The sequence below is a fragment of the Pseudomonas sp. XWY-1 genome, from assembly GCF_002953115.1.
GTDB classification, from domain to species: Bacteria; Pseudomonadota; Gammaproteobacteria; order Pseudomonadales; family Pseudomonadaceae; genus Aquipseudomonas; species Aquipseudomonas alloputida.
In genome coordinates this window covers 2,181,235-2,204,003 of the sequence record NZ_CP026332.1, presented here as the reverse complement: position 1 = coordinate 2,204,003, position 22,769 = coordinate 2,181,235, and the positions used below count along the sequence as shown (strand labels likewise).

The 22,769-nt window shown below is 62.7% G+C and carries 18 protein-coding genes; 6 read left to right on the top strand and 12 right to left on the bottom strand.

Annotated elements, in window-relative coordinates:
* The first annotated feature begins 53 nt into the window (after positions 1-53).
* The gene (locus PRJ_RS10180; protein ID WP_104961303.1) at positions 54-1,013 is read left to right on the top strand and encodes a ribonuclease Z; all 960 of its coding nucleotides are present in this window, start codon (positions 54-56) and stop codon (positions 1,011-1,013) included.
* Here the strand turns inward: PRJ_RS10180 and PRJ_RS10175 are convergent.
* Complete coding sequence (locus PRJ_RS10175) at positions 1,010-2,293, bottom strand: Zn-dependent hydrolase (protein ID WP_104961302.1); 1,284 nt, start codon at positions 2,291-2,293, stop codon at positions 1,010-1,012. The two genes, PRJ_RS10180 and PRJ_RS10175, sit on opposite strands and share 4 nt — an antisense overlap.
* A gap of 49 nt (positions 2,294-2,342) precedes the next feature.
* Complete coding sequence (locus tag PRJ_RS10170) at positions 2,343-3,833, bottom strand: NCS1 family nucleobase:cation symporter-1 (protein WP_104961301.1); 1,491 nt, start codon at positions 3,831-3,833, stop codon at positions 2,343-2,345.
* A 342-nt stretch (positions 3,834-4,175) separates the two neighbouring features.
* Between PRJ_RS10170 and hydA the strand changes: the two genes are divergently transcribed.
* The 3 genes from hydA to preA all read left to right on the top strand — a co-directional run bounded on the left by hydA (position 4,176) and on the right by preA (position 8,393).
* Positions 4,176-5,615 carry a dihydropyrimidinase gene (gene hydA, locus PRJ_RS10165; protein ID WP_014590358.1) on the top strand — a complete coding sequence of 480 codons (1,440 nt, stop codon included), beginning with the start codon at positions 4,176-4,178 and terminating at the stop codon, positions 5,613-5,615.
* A gap of 135 nt (positions 5,616-5,750) precedes the next feature.
* Positions 5,751-7,118 (top strand): NAD(P)-dependent oxidoreductase, encoded by a 1,368-nt coding sequence (locus PRJ_RS10160; protein ID WP_104961300.1) that lies wholly within the window; start codon positions 5,751-5,753, stop codon positions 7,116-7,118.
* Positions 7,119-8,393 (top strand): NAD-dependent dihydropyrimidine dehydrogenase subunit PreA, encoded by a 1,275-nt coding sequence (preA, locus tag PRJ_RS10155; RefSeq protein ID WP_104961299.1) that lies wholly within the window; start codon positions 7,119-7,121, stop codon positions 8,391-8,393.
* Positions 8,394-8,526: 133 nt separating this feature from the next.
* On the opposite strand, the gene PRJ_RS10150 is transcribed toward preA, so the two are convergent.
* From PRJ_RS10150 to gnd, 5 genes are all read right to left on the bottom strand, one after another.
* Positions 8,527-9,147, bottom strand: a complete 621-nt coding sequence (locus PRJ_RS10150) for a TetR/AcrR family transcriptional regulator (RefSeq protein WP_028697673.1) — start codon at positions 9,145-9,147, stop codon at positions 8,527-8,529.
* The gene (locus tag PRJ_RS10145; protein WP_003251273.1) at positions 9,147-9,503 is read right to left on the bottom strand and encodes a VOC family protein; all 357 of its coding nucleotides are present in this window, start codon (positions 9,501-9,503) and stop codon (positions 9,147-9,149) included. Before PRJ_RS10145 ends, PRJ_RS10150 begins: the two co-directional genes overlap by 1 nt.
* A gap of 66 nt (positions 9,504-9,569) precedes the next feature.
* Complete coding sequence (locus PRJ_RS10140; RefSeq protein WP_104961298.1) at positions 9,570-11,366, bottom strand: glycoside hydrolase family 15 protein; 1,797 nt, start codon at positions 11,364-11,366, stop codon at positions 9,570-9,572.
* Positions 11,367-11,431: 65 nt separating this feature from the next.
* Positions 11,432-12,937 carry a glucose-6-phosphate dehydrogenase gene (zwf, locus tag PRJ_RS10135; RefSeq protein ID WP_104961297.1) on the bottom strand — a complete coding sequence of 502 codons (1,506 nt, stop codon included), beginning with the start codon at positions 12,935-12,937 and terminating at the stop codon, positions 11,432-11,434.
* The gene (gene gnd, locus PRJ_RS10130; protein WP_064491943.1) at positions 12,934-13,917 is read right to left on the bottom strand and encodes a phosphogluconate dehydrogenase (NAD(+)-dependent, decarboxylating); all 984 of its coding nucleotides are present in this window, start codon (positions 13,915-13,917) and stop codon (positions 12,934-12,936) included. The genes zwf and gnd overlap by 4 nt, the downstream gene beginning before the upstream one ends.
* 202 nt (positions 13,918-14,119) lie before the next feature.
* On the opposite strand from gnd, the gene PRJ_RS30050 reads away from it, so the two are divergent.
* Entirely contained in the window at positions 14,120-14,287 is a 168-nt protein-coding gene (locus PRJ_RS30050) for a DUF6026 family protein (protein ID WP_014860810.1), read from the top strand.
* A gap of 42 nt (positions 14,288-14,329) precedes the next feature.
* On the opposite strand, the gene PRJ_RS10125 is transcribed toward PRJ_RS30050, so the two are convergent.
* From PRJ_RS10125 to PRJ_RS10105, 5 genes are all read right to left on the bottom strand, one after another.
* Positions 14,330-14,587: a PAAR domain-containing protein gene (locus PRJ_RS10125; RefSeq protein WP_104961296.1), complete on the bottom strand. Its 258-nt coding sequence runs from the start codon at positions 14,585-14,587 to the stop codon at positions 14,330-14,332.
* A gap of 54 nt (positions 14,588-14,641) precedes the next feature.
* Positions 14,642-15,604, bottom strand: coding sequence for a PoNi-like cognate immunity protein (locus tag PRJ_RS10120; protein ID WP_104961295.1), 963 nt, complete (start codon positions 15,602-15,604; stop codon positions 14,642-14,644).
* Between the two features lie 15 nt (positions 15,605-15,619).
* On the bottom strand, positions 15,620-16,573 hold the full coding sequence (locus tag PRJ_RS10115) for a PoNi-like cognate immunity protein (RefSeq protein ID WP_177429890.1): 954 nt from the start codon (positions 16,571-16,573) through the stop codon (positions 15,620-15,622).
* A 10-nt stretch (positions 16,574-16,583) separates the two neighbouring features.
* Positions 16,584-17,987, bottom strand: a complete 1,404-nt coding sequence (locus PRJ_RS10110) for a hypothetical protein (RefSeq protein WP_104961293.1) — start codon at positions 17,985-17,987, stop codon at positions 16,584-16,586.
* Between the two features lie 95 nt (positions 17,988-18,082).
* Positions 18,083-20,299 carry a type VI secretion system Vgr family protein gene (locus PRJ_RS10105; RefSeq protein ID WP_177429889.1) on the bottom strand — a complete coding sequence of 739 codons (2,217 nt, stop codon included), beginning with the start codon at positions 20,297-20,299 and terminating at the stop codon, positions 18,083-18,085.
* An 897-nt stretch (positions 20,300-21,196) separates the two neighbouring features.
* On the opposite strand from PRJ_RS10105, the gene glgA reads away from it, so the two are divergent.
* Entirely contained in the window at positions 21,197-22,756 is a 1,560-nt protein-coding gene (glgA, locus tag PRJ_RS10100) for a glycogen synthase GlgA (RefSeq protein ID WP_012051800.1), read from the top strand.
* Positions 22,757-22,769 lie beyond the last annotated feature (13 nt).

Sequence of the window (22,769 nt, the reverse complement as noted above, 5' to 3'; positions counted from 1 at the left end):
GTGTGCGCCCCGTATCACCTTGGCCGCTTCTGGCCTGAAACAGGAGCCTGAGCATGGACCTGCTGTTCCTCGGCACCTCCGCCGGGGTGCCCACCAAGGCACGCAATGTCAGCGCCACAGCCGTGATCGAAGCCAGTGGCAGCCACTGGTATCTGGTCGATTGCGGCGAAGGCACCCAGCACCGCCTGCTGCACACCCCGCTTTCGATCCGCGACCTGCGCGCGATCTTCATCACCCACGTGCATGGTGACCATTGCTTCGGCCTGCCCGGCCTGCTGGCCAGCGCGGGCATGAGCGGGCGCACCCAGCCGCTGGAAGTGATCCTGCCCGCCGTACTGCACGATTGGGTACGCCAGGGCCTGATTGCCAGCGACACCTTCCTGCCGTTCGAGCTACGCCTGTTGCCCGTGGAAGCGCTGATCGCATGGCGCAGCGAGACCCTGCAGGTGACCACCGTGCAACTGTCGCACCGGGTGCCCAGCGTGGGTTTCGTATTCACCGAAATCAACCCTGAGCCACGCCTGGACATCCAGCGCCTGGACGCCGAGGGCATACCGCGTGGTCCGCTGTGGGGCGAGCTGGCCAAGGGGTTGACCGTGACGTACAACGGGCAACTGCTGAACGGCAACGACTACCTGCGCCCTTCGCGTCCGCCCCGGCGGGTGATCGTGTGCGGGGACAACGACAAGCCAGAACTGCTGGCAGCCGTCGCCAGGGGTGCGGATGTACTGGTGCACGAAGCCACCTTCACCCAGGCGGTGGTCGAACGTACCGGGGGCACGTTCGGCCACAGCACCGCCGCTGAGGTGGCACGCTTTGCCGAGGCCGCTGGCGTGCGCAACCTGGTACTGACGCATTTCAGCGCCCGCTACCAGAACGACCCACGGCGCAGCCCGCACATCGACAACGTGCGCGACGAGGCCCTCGCCCATTACAGCGGGCAGTTGACCCTGGCGCAGGACCTGCAGCGCTATCACCTTGGCCGTAACGGCCTTCTTGAGGCCAGTGCCTAGGCCGCCAGGCGCCCGCTGGCAATTGCCTCCGACGCCGCCAGCATCGCCCGCAACAACACTGCGCAGCCCGCCGCCAGGTCATCGGGCGTGGCGTTCTCGATCTCGTTATGGCTGATGCCGTTTTCGCACGGCACGAAAATCATCCCCGCCGGCCCCAGCTCGGCCAGGAAGATCGCGTCATGCCCCGCGCCACTGACGATGTCCATGTGCGGCAGGCCCAGCGCCTTGGCCGACTCGCGCACGGCGTCGACACAGCCTTTGTCGAAGTAAAGTGCCGGGAAGTCTGCCGTGGGCACCAGCTCATGGCTCAGGCCATGCTTGGCACAGGTCGCCTCGATCACCCCGCGCACATCGGCAATCATCGCATTCAACTGCTCGCCCTCCAGGTGGCGGAAGTCGAGGGTCATGCGCACTTCGCCCGGGATCACGTTACGCGAGCCCGGGTACGCCTGAAGGCAACCCACCGTGCCACAGGCGTGGGGCTGGTGGGCAAGCGCCGTGCGGTTGACCGCCTCTACCACAGCGGCTGCACCCACCAGGGCGTCCTTGCGCAGGTGCATCGGCGTAGGGCCGGCATGGGCTTCAACACCGCGCAGGGTCAGGTCGAACCACTTCTGGCCCAGGGCGCCGAGGACCACGCCGATGGTCTTGGCCTGGTCCTCAAGGATCGGACCCTGCTCGATATGCGCTTCGAAATACGCCCCCACCGGGTGCCCCGACACGGCACGCGGACCGGCGTAGCCAATGGTGTTCAATGCTTCGCCAACGCTGACACACTGGGCATCGCGCTTGGCCAGGGTGTCTTCCAGGGTGAACTTGCCGGCGAACACCCCAGACCCCATCATGCATGGCGCAAAACGCGAACCTTCTTCGTTGGTCCACACCACCACTTCGAGCGGCGCTTCGGTTTCCACGCCAAGGTCGTTGAGGGTGCGGATCACCTCCAGCCCGGCCATCACCCCGAAGCAGCCATCGAACTTGCCGCCTGTGGGCTGGGTGTCGATATGGCTACCGGTCATCACCGGCGGCAGCTTGGGGTTACGGCCCGGGCGGCGGGCGAATATGTTGCCGACGGCGTCGATGCTGACCGAGCAACCAGCCGCCTCGCACCACTGCACGAACAGATCACGGGCCTGGCGGTCGAGGTCGGTCAAGGCCAGGCGGCAGACACCGCCCTTGGCAGTGGCACCGAGCCGGGCCAGGTCCATCAGCGACTGCCACAGGCGGGTGCTGTCGACGTGACGGGCGTTGGTCTTCAGGATCTCTTTGACGGGGGTCACGGGCTTCTCCTTCAGGCTTCTTATTGTTTGTATGGGCCTCTTCGAGGCCTCAAGGCGAGGGTTTGGCCAGCCGCACCGGGTTGCGTGCCGCCAAACCGCCAAGCATGGCGTACAGTGCACCGCCCAGCAGCGAGCCGGTGAACCAGCCGTAGTCGTAGAACCAGCTGAAACTGCTGTTGCCAATCGCCATTACCGTCAGCCCAACTGGCAAGGCGAAGGCGGCAAAACCGGCCCAGTTCCACGCGGGATACACGTCGTCGCGGTATAGCCCGGCCAGGTCCAGCTTCTGCCGCCGGATCAGGAAGTAGTCCACCACCATGATGCCGGCAATAGGCCCCAACAAGCTGGAATAGCCCAGCAGCCAGTTGGAGTACACGCTCTCCAGGCTAAGGTCGGAGACAATCAGGCCCAGCTTCTTCAGCAGTTCATGCCCCATCAACGCCAGGCCGATCAAGCCGGTCAGCCATACCGCGCGGCTTCGGCCGATCAGGCGTGGGGCAATGTTCTGGAAGTCATTGGTGGGCGAGACGATGTTCGCCGCGGTGTTGGTCGACAGCGTGGCGATCACGATCAGCGCCATGGCCAGGGCCACCCAGAACGGGCTTTGAATCTTGCCGATCAGGCTGACCGGGTCGGACACCGTCTCGCCCACCAGCGACGCCGAAGCGGCGGTCAGCACCACACCCAGCGCAGCGAACAGGAACATGGTCAGCGGCAGGCCGAAGATCTGCCCGAGAATCTGATCCTTCTGGCTGCGGGCGTAGCGGCTGAAGTCGGGAATGTTCAGCGACAGTGTCGCCCAGAAACCGACCATGGCCGTCAGCCCGGCGCAGAAGTAACTGACCACGCTCGCCCCTTCCGGGCGCTTGGGCGGCTGTGCCAACAGCTCGGTCATCGACATGTGCGGCAAGGCCCAGAACAGCAGACCGACGCCCACCGCCACCAGCAGCGGTGCCGACAGCGTTTCCAGCCACTTGATCGACTCGGCGCCGCGCAGCACCACCCACAGGTTCAGGCACCAGAAGATCATGAAGCCAATCACCTCGCCTGTCCCGCCCAGCGCCTTCCAGCCGTCGAACACCGAACCCAGGAACAGGTGAATGGCCAGCCCGCCGAACATGGTCTGGATACCGAACCAACCACAGGCCACCACCGCGCGGATCAGGCACGGTACGTTGGAGCCGAGAATGCCGAACGACGAACGCAGCAGCACCGGAAACGGGATGCCGTACTTGGTACCGGGAAAGGCATTGAGGGTAAGCGGTATCAGCACGATTACGTTGGCCAGCAAAATCGCCAGCAGCGCTTCGCCAACGCTAAGGCCGAAGTAGGCGGTGAGCACACCGCCGAGGGTGTAGGTGGGTACGCAGATGGACATGCCCACCCACAGGGCGGTGATGTGCCATTTGTTCCAGGTGCGCTGGTGCACCTTGGTCGGTGCTATGTCGGGGTTGTAGCGCGGGCTGTCGAGGACATCGCTGCCCTCGGACAGCTCGAACAGGCCATCTTGCTCGACCACTTCCGATCTGCTCTGTTGCATAGGCCCTTCTCCAGTTTTTCTTCTATTTTTTCGCTCATCAGGCTGATTCGATGACCGGAGTTCGCACGCGGAATGTGCTTAGAAATCTCGACCAGATTTTCATCTTGTCAAGTTAGTCAAATACCCTGAAAACCCCGACGCCCATTCGCGCGTTAATTTTTTCCTATTGATATCAACAACTTAAAAACCACAAATTTAATGGGAAAATTTTCTTGCTGAATCCAGAATCAGCATCTAGCCTCGAATCTTGTCAGGCCTGACAGGATTGACCGCCCTGCCCGCCCTGCATCCATGACAATGCAAAGAACCGGCCAAGACCGGTCAGCCTGCGAGGAAAACGGCATGTCCCTGTTGATCCGTGGCGCCACCGTGGTTACCCACGAAGAGAGTTACCCCGCCGATGTCCTGTGTGCCGATGGCCTGATCCGTGCCATCGGGCAAAACCTCGAACCGCCCACCGACTGCGAGATCCTCGACGGCAGCGGCCAGTACCTGATGCCCGGGGGCATCGACCCGCACACCCACATGCAGTTGCCGTTCATGGGCACGGTGGCCAGCGAGGACTTCTTCAGCGGCACCGCTGCGGGCCTGGCTGGCGGCACCACCTCGATCATCGACTTCGTCATTCCCAACCCGCAGCAGTCGTTGCTGGAGGCCTTCCACACGTGGCGTGGCTGGGCGCAGAAAAGCGCCAGCGACTATGGCTTCCACGTCGCCATCACCTGGTGGAGCGAGCAGGTGGCCGAAGAGATGGGCGAGCTGGTGGCCAAGCACGGGGTGAACAGCTTCAAGCATTTCATGGCCTACAAGAATGCGATCATGGCCGCCGACGATACCCTGGTGGCCAGCTTCGAGCGTTGCCTGCAACTGGGCGCGGTGCCCACCGTGCATGCCGAAAACGGCGAGCTGGTGTACCACCTGCAGAAAAAACTGCTCGCCCAGGGCATGACCGGGCCGGAAGCCCACCCGCTGTCGCGCCCCTCGCAGGTTGAAGGCGAAGCGGCCAGCCGCGCCATCCGCATTGCCGAAACCCTCGGCACGCCGTTGTACCTGGTGCACATTTCCAGCCGCGAGGCACTGGATGAAATCGCCTATGCCCGAGGCAAGGGCCAGCCGGTGTATGGCGAGGTGCTGCCCGGCCACCTGCTGCTGGACGACAGTGTCTACCGTGACCCGGACTGGGCCACCGCCGCCGGTTATGTGATGAGCCCGCCGTTCCGCCCACGCGAACACCAGGAGGCGCTGTGGCGCGGCTTGCAGTCGGGCAACCTGCACACCACCGCCACCGACCACTGCTGCTTCTGCGCCGAGCAGAAAGCCATGGGCCGCGACGACTTCAGCCGCATCCCCAACGGCACCGCCGGCATCGAAGACCGCATGGCGGTACTGTGGGATGCCGGGGTCAACAGCGGGCGTTTGTCGATGCACGAATTCGTCGCGCTGACCTCTACCAACACGGCGAAAATCTTCAACCTGTTCCCGCGCAAGGGCGCTATCCGCGTGGGTGCCGATGCCGACCTGGTGCTGTGGGACCCGCAGGGCACCCGCACCATCTCCGCCAAAACCCACCACCAGCAGGTGGACTTCAACATTTTCGAAGGCCGCACCGTGCGCGGCATCCCAAGCCACACCATCAGCCAGGGCAAGGTGCTCTGGGCCGATGGCGACCTGCGCGCCGAGCCGGGCGCGGGGCGCTATGTGGAACGGCCGGCGTACCCGGCGGTGTATGAGGTGCTGGGGCGCCGGGCCGAGCATCAGCGGCCGATGCCTGTTCAGCGCTGAAGCCATTGGGGCTGCTGTGCAGCCCATCGCGACGCAAGGCCGCTCCCACAAGGACCGCCATCGCCTGTGGGAGCGGCCCCAGAATCGACCGCAATACCTGTCGCCTGCACCAAAAAAAATAGAGAGGCTACAACCGTGACCAACGCCCTGAACCATTTGCCGCGCCCCCGGGCCGGCACCGACCAGTTGGCCGAGCGCTTCAGCGACCTGGCCCCACCCCTCACCGCGCGCCAGGCCGCCCTGGAAAGTGCACGCTGCCTGTACTGCTACGACGCCCCCTGCGTCAACGCTTGCCCCAGCGAAATAGACATCCCCTCGTTCATACACCGCATCAGTGACGAAAACCTGCAAGGCGCCGCCGAGCGCATTCTTTCGGCCAACATCCTTGGCGGTAGTTGCGCCCGCGTGTGCCCCACCGAAATCCTCTGTCAGCAAGCCTGCGTGCGCAACAACGCCCAGGAATGCGCGCCGGTGCTGATCGGCCAACTGCAGCGTTACGCCCTGGACAACGCCCAGTTCAGCGCACACCCGTTCAAGCGCTCGGCAGCCACCGGCAAGCGTATCGCCGTGGTCGGCGCCGGCCCGGCAGGGCTGTCCTGCGCCCACCGCCTGGCCATGCACGGGCATGACGTGGTGGTGTTCGAGGCCTGCGACAAAGCCGGTGGCCTCAACGAGTACGGCATCGCCCGCTACAAGCTGGTAGACGACTATGCCCAGCGTGAAGTGGATTTCTTGTTGGGCATTGGCGGTATCGAAGTCCGCCATGGCCAGCGCCTGGGTGGCAACCTCAGCCTGGGCGAACTGCGCGATCAGTACGACGCGGTGTTCCTGGGCCTCGGCCTGAATGCCGTGCGCCAGCTAGGGCTGCCCGACGAGGAAGCCCCCGGTGTGGTCGCCGCCACCGAATACATCCGCGAGCTACGCCAGGCCGATGACCTGAGCCAGCTACCGTTGGCCGACCGCTGCCTGGTGATCGGTGCTGGCAACACGGCCATCGACATGGCCGTGCAGATGAGCCGTCTGGGTGCCCGCGACGTCAACCTGGTTTATCGCCGTGGCCACGCCGACATGGGCGCGACCGGCCACGAGCAGGACATTGCCAAGGCCAACCAGGTACGCCTGCACACCTGGGCCCGCCCTGATGCCGTGCTGCTGGATGACGCCGGCAAGGTCCGCGGCATGCGCTTTGCCCGCACCGAGCTGGCGGAAGGCCGCCTGCGCGATACCGGCGAAACCTTCGAGCTGGCTGCGGACGCCATTTTCAAGGCCATTGGCCAACGCTTTGACGATGCCAGCCTCGCCGACCCGGTGGCTGCGCAACTGGCCCGCGAGGGTGAGCGCATCCGCGTTGACGAAAACCTGCAGACCAGCCTGCCGGGCGTGTACGCAGGCGGCGACTGCACCGCGCTGGGGCAGGACCTTACCGTGCAGGCCGTGCAACACGGCAAGCTGGCCGCCGAAGCCATCCATGCCCAACTCATGCTCAACGTGGAGGCAGCGTAAATGGCCGACTTGTCTATCGTATTTGCCGGCATCAAGGCACCCAACCCCTTCTGGCTGGCCTCCGCACCGCCAACCGACAAGGCCTACAACGTGGTCCGCGCCTTCGAGGCCGGCTGGGGCGGCGTGGTCTGGAAAACCCTGGGCGAAGACCCTGCGGCGGTCAACGTGTCGTCGCGCTACTCGGCGCACTATGGCCCCAACCGTCAGGTACAGGGGATCAACAATATCGAGTTGATCACCGACCGCTCCCTGGAAATCAACCTGCGTGAAATCACCCAGGTGAAGAAGGACTGGCCCGACCGCGCACTGATCGTGTCGCTGATGGTGCCGTGTATAGAGGAATCGTGGAAGTTCATCCTGCCGCTGGTGGAAGCCACGGGGGCCGATGGCATCGAGCTGAACTTCGGTTGCCCGCACGGTATGCCGGAGCGCGGCATGGGGGCGGCCGTCGGCCAGGTGCCGGAATATGTGGAAATGGTCACCCGCTGGTGCAAGACGTACTGCGCGCTGCCGGTGATCGTGAAGCTTACGCCGAACATCACCGATATCCGCCAGTCGGCCCGCGCCGCGCATCGAGGCGGGGCCGATGCCGTGTCGTTGATCAACACCATCAACTCCATCACCAGCGTCGACCTGGACCGCATGGTGGCCCACCCGATTGTCGGAGAGCAGAGCACCCATGGCGGTTACTGCGGTTCGGCAGTGAAGCCGATTGCCTTGAACATGGTGGCGGAAATCGCCCGCGACCCGGAAACGCGGGGCTTGCCGATTTGTGGCATTGGCGGCATCGGCAACTGGCGTGACGCCGCCGAGTTCATGGCCCTGGGCAGTGGCGCCGTGCAGGTGTGCACAGCGGCGATGCTGCATGGCTTCCGTATCGTCGAGGACATGCAGGACGGCCTGGCACGCTGGATGGACCAGCATGGGCATGCCACTATCGAAGCGTTCCGCGGGCAGGCGGTGGGGCATACCACCGACTGGAAATACCTGGACATCAACTATAAATCGGTAGCGCACATTGACCAGGAGGCGTGCATTGGCTGCGGGCGCTGCCACATTGCGTGCGAGGACACCTCGCACCAGGCGATTGCCAGCACGCTGAAGGCTGACGGCACGCATGCCTACAGTGTGATCGAAGAGGAATGCGTAGGCTGCAACCTGTGCCAGATCACCTGCCCGGTGGAAAACTGCATCGAAATGGAGGCACAGGATACCGGCAAGCCGTACCTGAACTGGACGCAGGATCCGCGTAACCCGTACCGCGAGGCCAGTTGAAGCAATGGGGGCTGCCATGCAGCCCTTCGCGGGCTTGCCCGCTCCCACAGGACTGCGCCATTTCTGAGGACAGCGCAGAACCTGTGGGAGCGGGCAAGCCCGCGAATGCCGCGCAGCGGCCTCCATCGCCGGTTCACGGCTCCAGCCCGATCCCCCGCAAGATCACGCTGGTCACCGTCTGCACCGCACTCTCGAACGCCATGTCCGACAGCATCTCGCCGCCGTTTAGCAACTGCACCTGGTAGCCGAAGTCGGCGTAGTGCTGGGTCGAGGCCCAGATCATGTACAGCAGCGCCGACGGCTCCACCGGCAGGATGCGCCCCTCTTCCACCCAACAGCGGATCTTGGCTTCTTTCATCTTCGCCCAGGGCACCAGGCTTTCGTCGAGGTTAACCCCCAGCACCGGCGCCCCGTGCAGCATCTCTTCGGCCCAGATTTTCGAGCCCAGCGGCCGCGAGCGCGAATGGCCCATCTTCGCCCGGATGTAGCTGGTCAGCACCACACGCGGATCGTCGAAGTTTTCGAAGCACAGGGCGTCCTGCTTCCACACATCCAGCAGGTCCTGCAGCACCGCGCGAAACAGCTCGTCCTTGGTGCTGAAATAATAATGCAGGTTGGAGCGTGGCAGCTCAGCCTGCTCGGCGATATCCCCCATGGAGGTGGCGCCATAGCCCTTCTCGGCAAACACCTTTTCCGCCGCTTGCAGGATTTTTTCGATATTGCGTCGGCGGATTTCGATCTTGTGATTGGCCATCAGGCTTGCGCCGTCCACACCGCCAGCTCATAACCGTCCGGGTCGATGAAATGAAAGCGCCGCCCGCCGGGGAAGGCAAAGGTCGCCCGGCTGATTTTCGCCCCGGCAGCTTCGATCCGTTGCTGCGTGGCCTCCAGGTCGTCAGCGTACAGGATGACCAGCGGCCCGCCCGGGCGCACCGGCTCACCCGTGGTGAAGCCACCCGTCAACCGGCCATCGCTGAACTCGGTGTAGGTCGGCCCGTAGTCGGTGAACGCCCAGCCAAACACACTGCCATAGAAGGCCTTGCTCCGTGAGATGTCGCTGACATTGAACTCGATGTTGTCGATCTGCCGGTCAGTACCGCGAATGCCCATGTATGCTCCGTGCCGAAAGGGTTTGGCCTAGTCTACTCCGGTCAAGGCAGTCGCCCTACTCATTCGCTACCCACAACGCGCCCGGTCGCGCGCCGGGCACTGTGCGCGGTGCAGATTCAGCGCGGTGTTGATGATGCCTATCTGGCTGAAGGCCTGGGGGAAGTTGCCGAGCATGCGCTGGCCGGCCGGGTCGTACTGTTCGGCCAGCAGGCCGAGGTCGTTGCACAGGCTGGTCAGGTGTTGGTACAGCGCTTCGGCTTTGGCCTGGCGCCCCAGTAATACATAAACGTCAGCCAGCCAGAACGAACACACCAGGAAGGTGCCCTCTCCCGGCGTCAGGCCGTCGCTGCAGCTGTCACTGTCATAGCGCAGCAGCAGGCCGTTCTTCATCAGACGCTGTTCGATCTGTTCGAGGGTGCGCATGAAGCGTGGGTCATCCGCCGGCAGGAAGCCGGTCAGGGCGATCTGCAACAGGCTGGCGTCCATTTCGGTCGAACCATAGGCCTGGACGAAGAACCGGCCGCTGGGGTCCAGGCCGTGCTCGCACACGTCGCGGCGAATCTCGTCAGCCACCCGGCGATAATGCTGCCCGCGCTCGCGGCCTTCTTCCGTGGTGTCGGCCAGCCCTGCGGCGCGGTCGAAGGCGACCCAGGCCATCACCTTGGAGTGCACGAACTGCTGCCGGCCGCCACGCACTTCCCAGATGCCTTCGTCCGGCTCGCGCCAGATGCGTTCGACATAAGGCAATATCAAGCGCGAAATGGCGGCGCTGCGCGGGTGGCGGGGCAACCCGCCCTTGATCGCCTGGGTCATCGCATCGGCCAGTTCGCCATAGATGTCCAGTTGCCTCTGCGCCGAAGCGGCGTTGCCCACCCGCACCGGCTGCGAATGCTCATAACCGGCCAACCACGGCAAGGTGTACTCCTGCAGGTCGCGCTCGCCAGCCAGGCCATACATGATCTGCATCTGCTCGGGGTTGCCGGCCACCGAGCGCAGCAGCCACTCGCGCCAGGCCTGGGCCTCGTCGAAGTAGCCAAGGTTCATGAAGGCCAGCAGGGTCATGGTCGCGTCGCGCAGCCAGCAGAAGCGGTAGTCCCAGTTGCGCTCCCCGCCCACACGCTCGGGCAGCGACGTGGTGACGGCAGCGACAATACCGCCGGTGGGAGCGTAGGTCATGGCCTTGAGGGTGAGCAGCGAGCGGCGCACCAGGGCGGTATACGGCCCTACCTGCGGGCAGCGGTCGGCGAAGGCCTGCCATTGCTCGCAAGTGTTTGCCAGGGCTTGGTCGATGTTGCAGTCAGGCTGCACCGGCAAGTGCGAGGGCTGGTGACGCAGGCTGAAGACCTGGCGCTGGCCCGTGCTGACGCGAAAGCGGCAGCCGGTATGGTGGTCGCGGGCTTGCGGGGGCACGGTGCTGCACAGGATCAACCGGTCAGGGCCGGCGACGGCGCTGAGGGTCAGTGGGTCCAGTCGTTCCACCCAGGGCACGCTGCGGCCGTAGTCGAAGCGCATGACCAGGTCCATTTCGAAATGGGTTTCGCCAGACAAGCCTTCGACGATGCGCACCACTGAATTGACTTCGCCCAGGGGCATGAAGTCGAGCACCCGGGCACGACCGCTGGCGGTGACCCAAGTGGTTTCCAGCACCAGGGTGTCGCCCAGGTATTGGCGGCTGCTGTGCGTTACCGGGTCGCAAGGGGCCAGGCGCCAGCGGCCATTTTCTTCGTTGCCCAACAGGGCCGCGAACACGGCGGGGGCGTCGAAGCGTGGCAGGCACAGCCAGTCCAGCGCGCCATCGCGACTGACTAGCGCCGCACTGCGGCAGTTGCCCAGCAGGGCGTAGTCTTCGATTTGGGCAGGCATCGAGTCTCCTTTGTGTGGTTGCCTGTGCTTGCCCGCGAAAGGGCCAGCACAGGCTTGCAAACCTCTCACCCCAACCGATGCCACTCCCGCTTGTCGCGGGTCAGCAATTCATTGCCGGCCTCAGGCCCATCTTCGCCAGCCGAGTACTCATGCACTTCGCCGCCCTGGGCCCAGGCATCGAGAAACGGCTGCACCGCTCGCCAACCGTTTTCGATGTTGTCAGCCCGCTGGAACAGGGTCTGGTCACCGGTCAGGCAGTCATAGATCAGTGTCTCGTAGCCAGTGGCCGGGGTCATCTTGAAGAAGTCCTTGTAGGCAAAACCCAACTCGACATTCTCCATCACCAGCTCTGGCCCGGGCCGTTTGGCTTGCAGGTCGAACCACATGCCTTCATTGGGCTGGATCTGGATTTTGAGGTAGTTGGGTTTGGGCCGTTCCAGCTCCGACTCGCGAAACTGCGCATACGGTGCGGGCTTGAAGCAGATGGCAATCTCGGTGTCACGCACGCTCATGCGCTTGCCGGTGCGCAGGTAGAACGGCACGCCGGCCCAGCGCCAGTTGTCGATCATCACCTTCAGCGCCACGTAGGTCTCGGTCTGGCTATCCGGCGCGACGTTGGCCTCCTGACGGTAGCCTGGCAACGGCTTGCGCCCCTGCTTGCCGGCGCTGTACTGGCCTCGTACGGAATTCTTCAGGGCCATTTTTGCCGACCATGGGCGGATGGCGCCGATTACCTTGGCCTTTTCACCGCGCACCGCATCAGCGCCGAACGCGGCCGGCGGCTCCATGGCCACCATCGCCAGCAACTGGAACAGGTGGTTGGGCACCATGTCGCGCAGGGCGCCGGTGCTGTCATAGAAGGCACCACGGGTCTCGACACCGACGGTTTCCGCTGCGGTGATCTGCACGTGGTCGATGTAGTGATTGTTCCAGAACGATTCGAACAGGCCGTTGGAAAAGCGGCTGACCAGAATATTCTGCACCGTCTCTTTGCCCAGGTAATGGTCGATGCGGTAGATCTGCCGCTCGCCCATCACCTTCAGCAGGCAGGCGTTGAGCGCCTCGGCGCTGGCCAGGTCGGTGCCGAACGGTTTTTCAACCACCACCCGGCGAAAGCCGCCGGCAGACTCGTCCAGCAGGCCGGCCTGCCCCAGGCGCTGCGCCACCTCAGGGAAGAAGCGCGGCGACGTGGCCAGATAGAAAATGGCATTGCCATGGCGGGTCTTGTCGATGCGCCTGGCCAGGGCCTGGTAGGTGGCCGGATCGAGAAAGTCGCCCGTCTGGTAATCCAGGCGCTTGGCCAGGCGGGCCCATAGTTTCTCGTCCAGGCACTTGGCGCTGCCCTCGCTTCCTTTGTCACGCTCGACCATGAACGCGTGCAGGCGCGCGGCGAAATCCTCGGCGCTGGCCGGGTTATGGTCAACGCCGACGATGCGCAGGTTACGGTCCAGCAAACCGTCACGGCTGAGGTTGTACAGCGCGGGCATCAGCAGGCGCTTGACCAGGTCGCCATTGGCGCCGAACAGGAACAGGGTACAAGGGGGGGCGGCCGCAAGGGTCTGTTTAGTCATTCGCCTTTCTTCTCGACGTGGCCACCGAAGCCCAGGCGCATGGCCGAGAGAATCTTGTCACCGTAGGTGCCCTGTTGCTGGCGCGAACGGAAGCGCGCGAACAGTGCGCTGGACAACACCGGCACCGGCACCGCCTGCTCGACGGCGGCGTCGATGGTCCAGCGGCCTTCGCCACTGTCGGACACCGAGCCACTGAATTGCGACAGCTGAGGGTCGGCCACCAACGCATCGGCGGTGAGGTCGAGCAGCCACGAGGTCACCACGCTGCCGCGTCGCCACACTTCGGCAATTTCGGCCACGTTCAGGTCGAAGCGCTGGTCTTCGGGCAGCTCGTTGCCGCCCTTGCTGCGCAGCAGGTCGAAGCCTTCGGCATAGGCCTGCATCAGGCCGTACTCGATGCCGTTATGCACCATTTTCACGTAGTGCCCGGCGCCGGGTGGGCCGGCATGGATGTAGCCGTGCTCGGCACGCTGGTGCTCGCCGCTGCGGCCATGGGTACGCGGGATGTCGCCCACGCCCGGCGCCAGCGCCTTGAACAGCGGTTCGAGGCGCTCGAACACGTCCTTTTCGCCGCCGATCATCATGCAGTAGCCGCGATCCAGGCCCCACACGCCGCCGGACGTCCCGACGTCCAGATAATGCAGGCCGCGCTTGGCCAGTTCGGCGGCGCGGCGCATGTCGTCCTTGTAGAAGGTATTGCCGCCGTCGATGATCGCATCGCCCGGCTCCAGCATTTCGGCCAGCTGGGCGATGGTCTGCTCGGTGGCGTCACCAGCCGGCAGCATCACCCATACCGCGCGCGGCGCTTTCAGCTTTTGTACCAGTGCACCGAGGTCATGCGCGCCCTGGGCGCCTTCGCCCTCCAGGCCGGTGATGGCTTCACGGTTGCGGTCGTGCACCACGGTGCGGTGACCGGCGCGCATCAGGCGCCTTGCGATATTGCCGCCCATACGGCCCAGCCCGATGATTCCCAGTTGCATGAGCCAATGCTCCCTTTTCGAAATGGATGACGACAGTCCAGCTTTTCAGATTAGTCCAGCATGCCGCCCGAGGGTTCAGCGACGAACGGCAAGACCACAATAAACAAAAAAGTTCCCAAGCCCGGTGAAAGAATTCAGAATGCGCCCCGCGTGAAGCGTCTACGCTTTGACTTGTCACCAGCCAAAACCGCGAGGTGTGCTCATGGGTACATTGATGCCAGCAACCCCACCCCAGACCCTCTATGTCTCCGTGCGCCGTGATGAGCTGCGTAAACTTAAAGACGAACGTGACCAGCTGCGTCAGCAGGTCGCCCAGTTGAACCTGCTGTTGGCGCAAGCGCGCACCGATGGCAAGGCCGTCAGCCTCTGATCTTGCCCATTCCCTGTGGGGGCTGAACCGCTCCCACTTCGCTTAATCGAGCAACCAACTTTTATCGCCATTTTCCAGGACGCCGCCATGACTGGTAGCATCGCCTACCCTAGCAAGCGGCTGTCCTTCATCCATCATCAGCGCCGAGCCGCTGGTGATCGCCGCCCCACAGCCGAGCCTGTCGCCAACCCTGGCGGCCGCTCTGCCGTTGACGAAGAACAGGCTGGAGCCGCTGCTGACGCTGGTGGGGCCGCACAATGGGCAATGGTGAGGGTGACCAAGCAGAACGATGGCAGGCATTGTCGCCACTCCTGAATCATGTAAAGCGCCAGGCACTCATGCCGGCAGCGCCAATCAGAATGTCCTCGACAGCCGCCAGTGCACCACCTGGCCATCGATCTTGGGGAAGGGTGTCTGGTGCATGAACACCTGTTCACCCACACTGCGCTCGACGCAGGTGTAATGACCGGGCCATGGGCAAGGGGTGCCAGAAGGCCAGCCAGGAGCGTCCTCGCGCCTGACGGTTTCCGGGTCGCGGAACTGTTTGCCCAGTCGTCGGTAATGCGCCCTTGCGATGAGCGCCTTTGGAAAAAAATGTGGGGCGCTCTCCAGAGCATCCCCTGGCACAGACCATAAAAACGCTACCAGCGCCGCTTCGAATGCCCAGTAGCCCAGGTGGTCACCCCGTGCCCGGGCATGGCGCTCGTGCCAATAGCAGACGTGCGCCTTGGCATACCAGCGTTCGAGATAGCGCAAGAGCGCATCATGCTGCGCGGGGCCACGCAGGTCGAAGCTCTCCAGCAAGGCGGCGTAGGTCTCGGGGTGAAGCAGCGAGGTCCCCGGGTATGCCTTGCCCAGCCGCAGGAACAGGCGATGCAGCAGCAGGTCGGGGCTGCGCTCGTCGTCCTGGTTCAGCCAGCCCAGCACCTGGCCGACACGATCGGGGTAACCGCACAGCACGGCCAACGACAGCAGCCACAAAGCAACCCGGTATTCGTCCGCCACCCAGGGGCGCAGTTGCTCGCAGGTTGTCGGGTACGCCGTAAAATGCCGGGTGAACTGGGCGAACGCGTAATCAACATAGGCCTCCACCAGTTCCATCGGCTCGCCACCCGAGTAGCGCTGGATGGCCAGCTCCAGTGCCATGTGCGCCCAGTCGCGACTAAGGCCACGGTAATGATGCTTGCGCTCGGCGGACTCGGCCAGCAATGCCTGGGTATCAGGGTCGGCAAACTCCTGCTCTTTTTCACGGGTCGAGGCGTGGTAATGCTGCTCGACCATCCACGGGTCGCGCTTGATGCTGTCGAACGGGTCCATAGGCCCTCCCGCACGCTATAAGCCTTTCACCAAGCGCCAAACCACGGAGCGCCCATTTTCGCTCGGCATCTCTACGCCTTGCATGAATGTCTGAGGCCCTACAGCCCATTCATCACACACCCACACTCCCGTGCGCGGGCAAATTTCACCCGACTTGGCAAGTGCATCCGAATACGGCGCACTTTGCAGGTGTTCAGGGAAGCTTTTTATCACTTGACGCTTGCGAGCATCGTCTACCAAATCCTTCGGGTAAAAAGGAAGGTCTCTGTAGGGTGCATCGTCGACGCCCCACAGCACAGTGACCAATCCTGCCTCAAATGCCCAGTAGCCAAAGAAACCCGCATCGCTTCGTGCTTTGTGCCGATCATGCCAATAACAGTTGCGCATGCCTCGATACCACTGCTTCAGGTAACTACGCATTGACTGTTGCTGCTCATCCTTCTCAGTATTTAAAGCATTGAGCAATTCATGATAAGGGCGCTCATGAATCAATGTGCTCCCAGGGATAGTCACCCCAACACGAGAAAACAGTTGTCGCAACAAGATGTCTTCACCGTCATCAGGATCTTTACTTAAATAGCCTACAATTTGCGTGATGCGCCCGGGCATATTCAACAGCACTGCCAAAGACAAAAGCCAAAGAGCAAACTGGTATGCGTCGGGCTCCCATAGTTTCAGCGAGAAGCTCGGATAGGCCTGTTTATGACGCTGAAACTGAGAAAACACGTGCTCAGCATAGGGCCGGAGGGTCTCTAATGGCTCGCCTCCTGAATACAACTCAATCAATAGCTCAAGTGATTGATAGCACCACCCCCAACTTAATCCCTCCACATTAAAATAATCTGGCCAAGACTTAGCCAAAAACTCTTCAGCGCTCCGCTCAAAATATTTCTCCTTCAGATAAGACACATCATCCACATAAAACTTCTCTTGCAGGAGCGGCTCTCTTTTAACCCGATCAAAATGCACCTGACACCTCCTATCGAACAGTATCAACAATGGCTCTAGCATTACCGTCGAGCTTAGTCACACTCGATACGACCCCGTTTTCGTTTACAACTATTAGCCACCGCTCGTACCCCGCCTCTCGAATCGCATCTCCCTCCTTACGTCCCAACGCGCTTTGTAATCTGGGGCCAATCCACGCATCACTCATCTGCCGGGCACTCGGATACCCCTCACTCCCCTTCGTAACCGGCAAACTACCCGGCGAAAACACGCCCCCCGTTCGATACTTGGTCTCGGTAATAATGAACGGCGGTGGCGGATGGGCATTACGATAGACGCCATCCAGCCCACGCCCGGTGGGTTTCATTTCCAGGCTGCGAGGCCCACGCGCGGCGGACAACAGGTTTTCATGGCCCTTGCCGAGCATGTACTGATCACTAACCACCTCCCCATAAATGCCCTTCTGCGCCCGGGTCGCCGTCGCGTGATCGAACACATGCACATTGGCACTCTGCGCAGCGACTGTCGGCGACGTGGGCACGGGCGGGCCGAGCACACCTTCGGGGCGCTCAAGGTAACGCGGGCGCATACCGATGCCAGAGGTCACCCGCCCACCACTCATGGCCATGGGCACCGGCTTTTGCGCATGTACCCCGGCTTGCGCAACCTGCGCGGGCAGGTCGCTGGCCTGCTCCAGCACCTTGGCCAGCCTGGCATCGAGCTGCATCAGCGCATGCGGGATTTCCCGCAAGGCATGCACCTGCACGGCGTAGAACTGCGCTTCCATGGCCTGCAACCGCACCAACAGGTGCGAGGCCGCCTGGTTGAACGGCCAGTTGCCCAGGTAGCTGCGAAGCTTTGCCGTTGCCGCGAGAACCTTGGTCAAAAACAGGTTCAGGTAGGCCAGCAAGTCCTTTTCATAGCTCGCGAACCTGACCTGGCGCAGCCAGAACTCCACGCTGCCGCGGGTGAACTTGCCGAGAAACGCAACCACTGTCCGCAGGATGACCTGACTTTCACGGATCAGCAGCAAGCACAAACCACGCAAGAACGCTGCTGCTTCCTGCCCAACCAGTGCTCCTGCCACCGAGCCCACGGGCGTGCCCACAGCCCCCGCCACAGCACCGATGATCGGCGCGATCAAGGTCATCAGGCAGGCCACCAGCAACACCCACTCTTGCCATTCTGGCGGCTGCGGCGTTGCCTGGCTGCCGTCCGCCGCGTAGCGCTTGCCCAGGCGCAGGCACACCGCAGCCAGGTCGCGGGCACTGAGCACGATCACCACCCCCGGCACCAACGACAGCAGCATGTCAGCGATGACCACGCTCAGTGGCCGCTCCTCGGCAAACTCGCCAAGCACCAGGTCACGCAGCCAGCCAAAGCCGTCGGCCACTTTTTCCACTGCTTCATCCAGCCAGTCAGCTGTCGAACTCATGGCTTGCCACCTGCCGAGGGGCAGCCGGCAAGCAATGCCTGCAAGGCAGTATCCAGCTCGGTAGCGGTCGTCAGCTGCAGCGGGCCTGGGCCAACTTAGTAGCGCACCTGGGCGCTGCAACCGGGGGTAACGCCAGCCAGGCGGGCATAGCCGTTCTGGTCGACCACGCCCTGGCGCTGGGTGCCATCGGACAACGTTGCCACGTAGGCCGTGCCCGCAATCGGCGTACCGTCGGCATGCACCAGGCGAAACTCGATTTCGTCCTGCTCAGGTGCAGGCGGTACTCCGTAACGTGCAGGCGCCTTGACCTGGGCGATGGCGTGTAACAGCAGTGGTTCGGGGCAACCGATTTCGATGCGGCCATCGCTCAGCTTGATAAAGGCCCCGCCGCAGCTCAGGGTCAGCGACGTTCGGCTGTCGATATGCACGTGGCCGTGATGGCTGGTGATCGCCACATCCTCATCGGCGTCGACCCGCAGTTGCCCGCCGACCTGCACGCGCTTGTCCAGCGCGACCTGCTCGGTGGCCTCAAGGCCGACCATTACACTTAGCGCCCCGCCAACGGCCAGCGACTTGCCCAGGCCAATGCTTTCGACTTTGCCAAGGGCGACCGTTTCGCGCTTGCTGGCGCCAACCGTGACGCTGCGGTTGCCACCTATGTCCACCACTTCGTCATGCTCGACGCGTTCGCTACGGTCATTGCCAATGAGCGTGGTTTCGTTGTGTTTCACAACATTGTTCTGGTCGCGCTCGGCATGAATGAACACTTCCTGCCGCCCCAGTTCGTCTTCGAAGCGCAATTCGTTGAAGCCATCGCCTTTATGGGTCTGGCTCTTGATGGTCATGCGGGTCTTGTGATCCGGAAGGTCGTACGGCGGCAGCTGGTCACCGCAATAGGTGCGCCCGGTGATCATCGGCTGGTCGGGGTCGCCATTGACGTACTGGACAATCACATCCTGGCCGATACGCGGGATGGCCATCGAACCCCAGCTGCCACCGGCCCAGCCTTGCGACACCCGTACCCAGCAGGAACTGAACTCGTTGCTCTTGCTCTCCCGGTCCCACGGGAAGCTGACCTTGACCCGCCCCCATTCGTCGCAATAGATCTCCTCACCAGGCGGGCCGACCACGGTAGCCATGTGTGGGCCATCAATGCGCGGCTTGGCCATGGGGGCCGGGCGCCACTCGGCCATGCCCTGCACCAGCAGCGCATCGTTCACGTAGCGGGTGCTTTGTTCAGCGCCAGCAGCTTCTTCCTGCAGGCTGGTGAGCTGGGTACCTTCGTGACTCAGGCTGATCACGCGCCAGTGAACATTGAGGTCTTCCCGCGGGTGGCCGATGAGGGTGAAGCTCAGACCTGTCTGCAGGCGCACGTCGTCGCCCTGCACTTCGGCCAGGCATGCGTCGTGGCGCAGCGCCGTCAGCCGTGTTTCAGTGAAGGGCTTGCCCACCGCATCGCGCTTGTAGCGCCCCGGGTAATCAAAGCGCTCGTAGTCCAGTGACTGGTGCGTGACGCCACTGGTCTGGGCCTTGTGCTCCTGCCGGTAGGCCGGGTTGGTGAAGGTGTAGTCGCGCTGCACTTGCCGCGCAGTCGGTACCTGCTCGCAATAGCGCAAGCGCCGCAGGCAGGCGCGGGCCTGGTCGCCACCACTGCTGGCGTGGTACAGCACCTTGTCGGGGCCGACATCATCCTCATCCAGCCAAAGCGCCTCGTCGTCCTCTGCCTTGAGCGCGCCCCGGCTGAGCAGCCCAAACGACAGCAAACGGTCGGTAACGATCAGCGTGTGCTGCCGGGCGCAGTGTTCGAAGCGGTAGACGAACCCCTCTTCAGCGGCAAGGCGATGGATGAAGTCGAGGTCGGTTTCACCCGCCTGGACACAAAACTCCCGCACCTGGTGCTGCGCGCTGCTTTTCAGCTCAAAGCGGGTGATGCCCTGACGCTTGAACATGAGTTCAAGAATCTGCGGCACGGTTTTGTGCTGAAAGATCCGCCAGTTCGAACGCAACCGCGCGCGGGCCAGCTGCGGCTCGACCACGGCGTGGTAGCGCGTGCGACAAAAGCCGGTTTCGCCCTGGCTGAAGGCACTGACCAAGCCATGCACATGACGCAGTGGCCGGTCTGCGCAATAAAGGGTGAATAGCGCAGGCTTGTCGAGGACGTGACCGAAGTCGATATCACTTTCGTAGCTGACAAGTTCCAGGTTCAGCACAAATGGCTGGTTGAGGGCTTCATTTAGCTTGAATGAAACCACTTCGAATTCCGTGCGCCCGGCGAGTGCCTGAAAACTGAAGCGAAAGTCAGACTGTTTCATGAGTTGCTCTACCCGCCATCATGTTTATCGGCGAAAAAACAACCACACCCTGGCTTTCTTCAAGATGAGAATGTCGAACGAAATTGGCCTGCCACCAAGGTGCAAGCCCGCTAAATGCTTGGCATTGCGGGCTTCACCCCATGATGGCGATCAGGATGAGGCAGTGGATTGAGGAGCAACCTAAACCGTATCACCACGATAAGACAGGAACGGTGGGTTTAATATAAATGGAGACTCCGCAGGCAATTTCCTACAGCATGAACTTACAACTTTTTATCATGCGATCCGTTTGCCTGACTGCCGACCCTGTAACTCAGATAATTATTCGAGCCAAACTTTTGGAACTGCTTGGATACTCGCCCCTGTGCAGGGCGTCGCACCGATATAGGACTGGGCACATCCGGACATGCACCCGCAGCCCCATTTGGCGGTACAAGCACGCACCAAAATAGTGCGCAACCGTCATGAATGGGGCATGCCGTTCGCCCCTCACTCTCTTCGCCAGCCATGCGTTCACATCCGCTTCCCATACGCCAACGTTTGCGTCTATTCCGCGGCATCTCAATGGTGACCAGTGGGTCACCTTTTTATCTATTTCTCTCCTACACTCAGGTTTCGGCCCGCCATTTGCTCAATGGAAGAGTGACGAAAAAAGTCGAACTTTACGGAAAGCGGGCAGGTCAGGAACTAAGTAGGCCAAACGCAAAGGGACTTCCCAGCCACGGCCACCAACCCAACAGCCCAATCGCTTTCGGCCGGAACGCCGATCGCGCCGTGCGTGCGCGCACGACACTGGGGCATGGAACGCACTACGCAGCATTCAGCAAGCAGAGAGAACCAGCACGAAACATCGCCACGGGTGCCAGCACCCGACCAAGCATAGGGACGGAGAGAAGTATGATCAGTGCCGCTGTCGAGCCTCACGTAGACGCTTTCAAACCGGATAACCGCGAGCCGCTCACCCCGGATTTCGCCACGACAGGCAAGGCACCCGGCGCCCAGCGCCAGCAAAACCCGAACATGCGCAAGATTCTGTTCGTGACCTCGGAAATCGCTGATCTGGTGAAAACCGGTGGCCTGGGTGACGTGTCCGCAGCCCTGCCCCGTGCCCTGGCGCACCTGCACGATGTGCGGGTACTTATCCCCGGCTACCGCCAGGTGATGGAAAGCGACAACCCTATACATATCGTGGGTGAACTGGGCGGCCATGCGGCCCTGCCGCCCTGCAAGATCGGGCGCATGGACATGGCCGACGGCCTGGTCATCTATGTGTTGATCTGCCCCGAACTGTACCAGCGCGACGGCACACCCTATGGTGCCAACAATGGTCGCGACTGGCCTGACAACCACATTCGCTTCGCCCGCCTGGGCCTGGCTGCCGCCGAAATCGCTGCGGGCGAAGGCAAGATCCACTGGACGCCGGAAGTGGTGCACGCGCATGACTGGCCCGCCGGTCTGGCCCCGGCCTACATGCACTGGCGCGGCCTGAATACGCCCACACTGTTCACCATCCACAACCTGGCGTACCAAGGTGTGTACAGCCGCGGCTGCAGCCCGGAGCTGGCGATACCCGAACATGCCATGCAGCAAGAAGGCATGGAGTTCTACGGCAAGCTGTCGTTCCTCAAGGCCGGCCTGGCCTACTCCAGCCACATCACCACAGTCAGCGCCACCTATGCCCGGGAAATCACCACCCCGGAATTTGGCTGCGGCCTGGACGGTTTCCTCGCCAGCAAGGCCCAGCAAGGCCTGCTCGGTGGCATCCCCAACGGCATCGACGAAAGCTGGGACTCGGCTACCGACAAGCACCTGCAGCACAACTTCAGCATCAATGACTGGGAGGGCAAAGCGCGTAACACCCAGGAGGTGCGCGAGCTGTTCGGCCTGGACGATTCCGAAGGCCCGCTGTTCGCCGTGGTGTCGCGGCTGGTCTATCAAAAGGGCCTGGACCTGACCCTGGGCGTGGCCGACTACATCGTCGAGCAAGGCGGGCAGATCGCGATCATCGGCCGCGGCGAGCCGGAAGAGGAACAGGCCATGCGCGAGCTGGCGCTGCGCCACCCGGGCCGCATCGGTGTGCGTATCGGCTTCAATGAAACCGATGCCCGGCGCATGTTCGCCGGCAGCGATTTCCTGCTGATGCCGTCCCGCTACGAGCCGTGCGGCCTCAGCCAGATGTACGCGCAACGCTTCGGCTCGCTGCCGGTAGCACGCAATACCGGTGGCCTGGCCGACACTATCGAGTGCGGCGTAACGGGCTTCCTGTTCAACGAGTCCACCGTCGAGAGCTACCGCGAGGCACTCAGCCGCGCCTTCTATGTTTACGGCAAGAAGGACCTGCTGAACGCCATGCGCTGCCTGTCGATGACCCAGCCGTTCAACTGGTGCCAGGCGGTTGAACCCTATGCTCGCCTGTACGAGGACCTAGTCAAGCAGACACAACTGAGCCACTACTGAGCGGGGGTCAGAA

What these genes read in the sequence shown, in the direction of transcription:
- PRJ_RS10180 (WP_104961303.1), top strand. Translation starts at nt 54, where the DNA reads ATGGACCTGCTGTTCCTCGGCACCTCCGCCGGGGTGCCCACCAAGGCA.
- PRJ_RS10170 (WP_104961301.1), bottom strand. Translation starts at nt 3,833, where the DNA reads ATGCAACAGAGCAGATCGGAAGTGGTCGAGCAAGATGGCCTGTTCGAG.
- hydA (WP_014590358.1), top strand. Translation starts at nt 4,176, where the DNA reads ATGTCCCTGTTGATCCGTGGCGCCACCGTGGTTACCCACGAAGAGAGT.
- preA (WP_104961299.1), top strand. Translation starts at nt 7,119, where the DNA reads ATGGCCGACTTGTCTATCGTATTTGCCGGCATCAAGGCACCCAACCCC.
- PRJ_RS10150 (WP_028697673.1), bottom strand. Translation starts at nt 9,147, where the DNA reads ATGGCCAATCACAAGATCGAAATCCGCCGACGCAATATCGAAAAAATC.
- PRJ_RS10145 (WP_003251273.1), bottom strand. Translation starts at nt 9,503, where the DNA reads ATGGGCATTCGCGGTACTGACCGGCAGATCGACAACATCGAGTTCAAT.
- PRJ_RS10140 (WP_104961298.1), bottom strand. Translation starts at nt 11,366, where the DNA reads ATGCCTGCCCAAATCGAAGACTACGCCCTGCTGGGCAACTGCCGCAGT.
- zwf (WP_104961297.1), bottom strand. Translation starts at nt 12,937, where the DNA reads ATGACTAAACAGACCCTTGCGGCCGCCCCCCCTTGTACCCTGTTCCTG.
- gnd (WP_064491943.1), bottom strand. Translation starts at nt 13,917, where the DNA reads ATGCAACTGGGAATCATCGGGCTGGGCCGTATGGGCGGCAATATCGCA.
- PRJ_RS30050 (WP_014860810.1), top strand. Translation starts at nt 14,120, where the DNA reads ATGGGTACATTGATGCCAGCAACCCCACCCCAGACCCTCTATGTCTCC.
- PRJ_RS10125 (WP_104961296.1), bottom strand. Translation starts at nt 14,587, where the DNA reads ATGCCTGCCATCGTTCTGCTTGGTCACCCTCACCATTGCCCATTGTGC.
- PRJ_RS10120 (WP_104961295.1), bottom strand. Translation starts at nt 15,604, where the DNA reads ATGGACCCGTTCGACAGCATCAAGCGCGACCCGTGGATGGTCGAGCAG.
- PRJ_RS10110 (WP_104961293.1), bottom strand. Translation starts at nt 17,987, where the DNA reads ATGAGTTCGACAGCTGACTGGCTGGATGAAGCAGTGGAAAAAGTGGCC.
- PRJ_RS10105 (WP_177429889.1), bottom strand. Translation starts at nt 20,299, where the DNA reads ATGAAACAGTCTGACTTTCGCTTCAGTTTTCAGGCACTCGCCGGGCGC.
- glgA (WP_012051800.1), top strand. Translation starts at nt 21,197, where the DNA reads ATGATCAGTGCCGCTGTCGAGCCTCACGTAGACGCTTTCAAACCGGAT.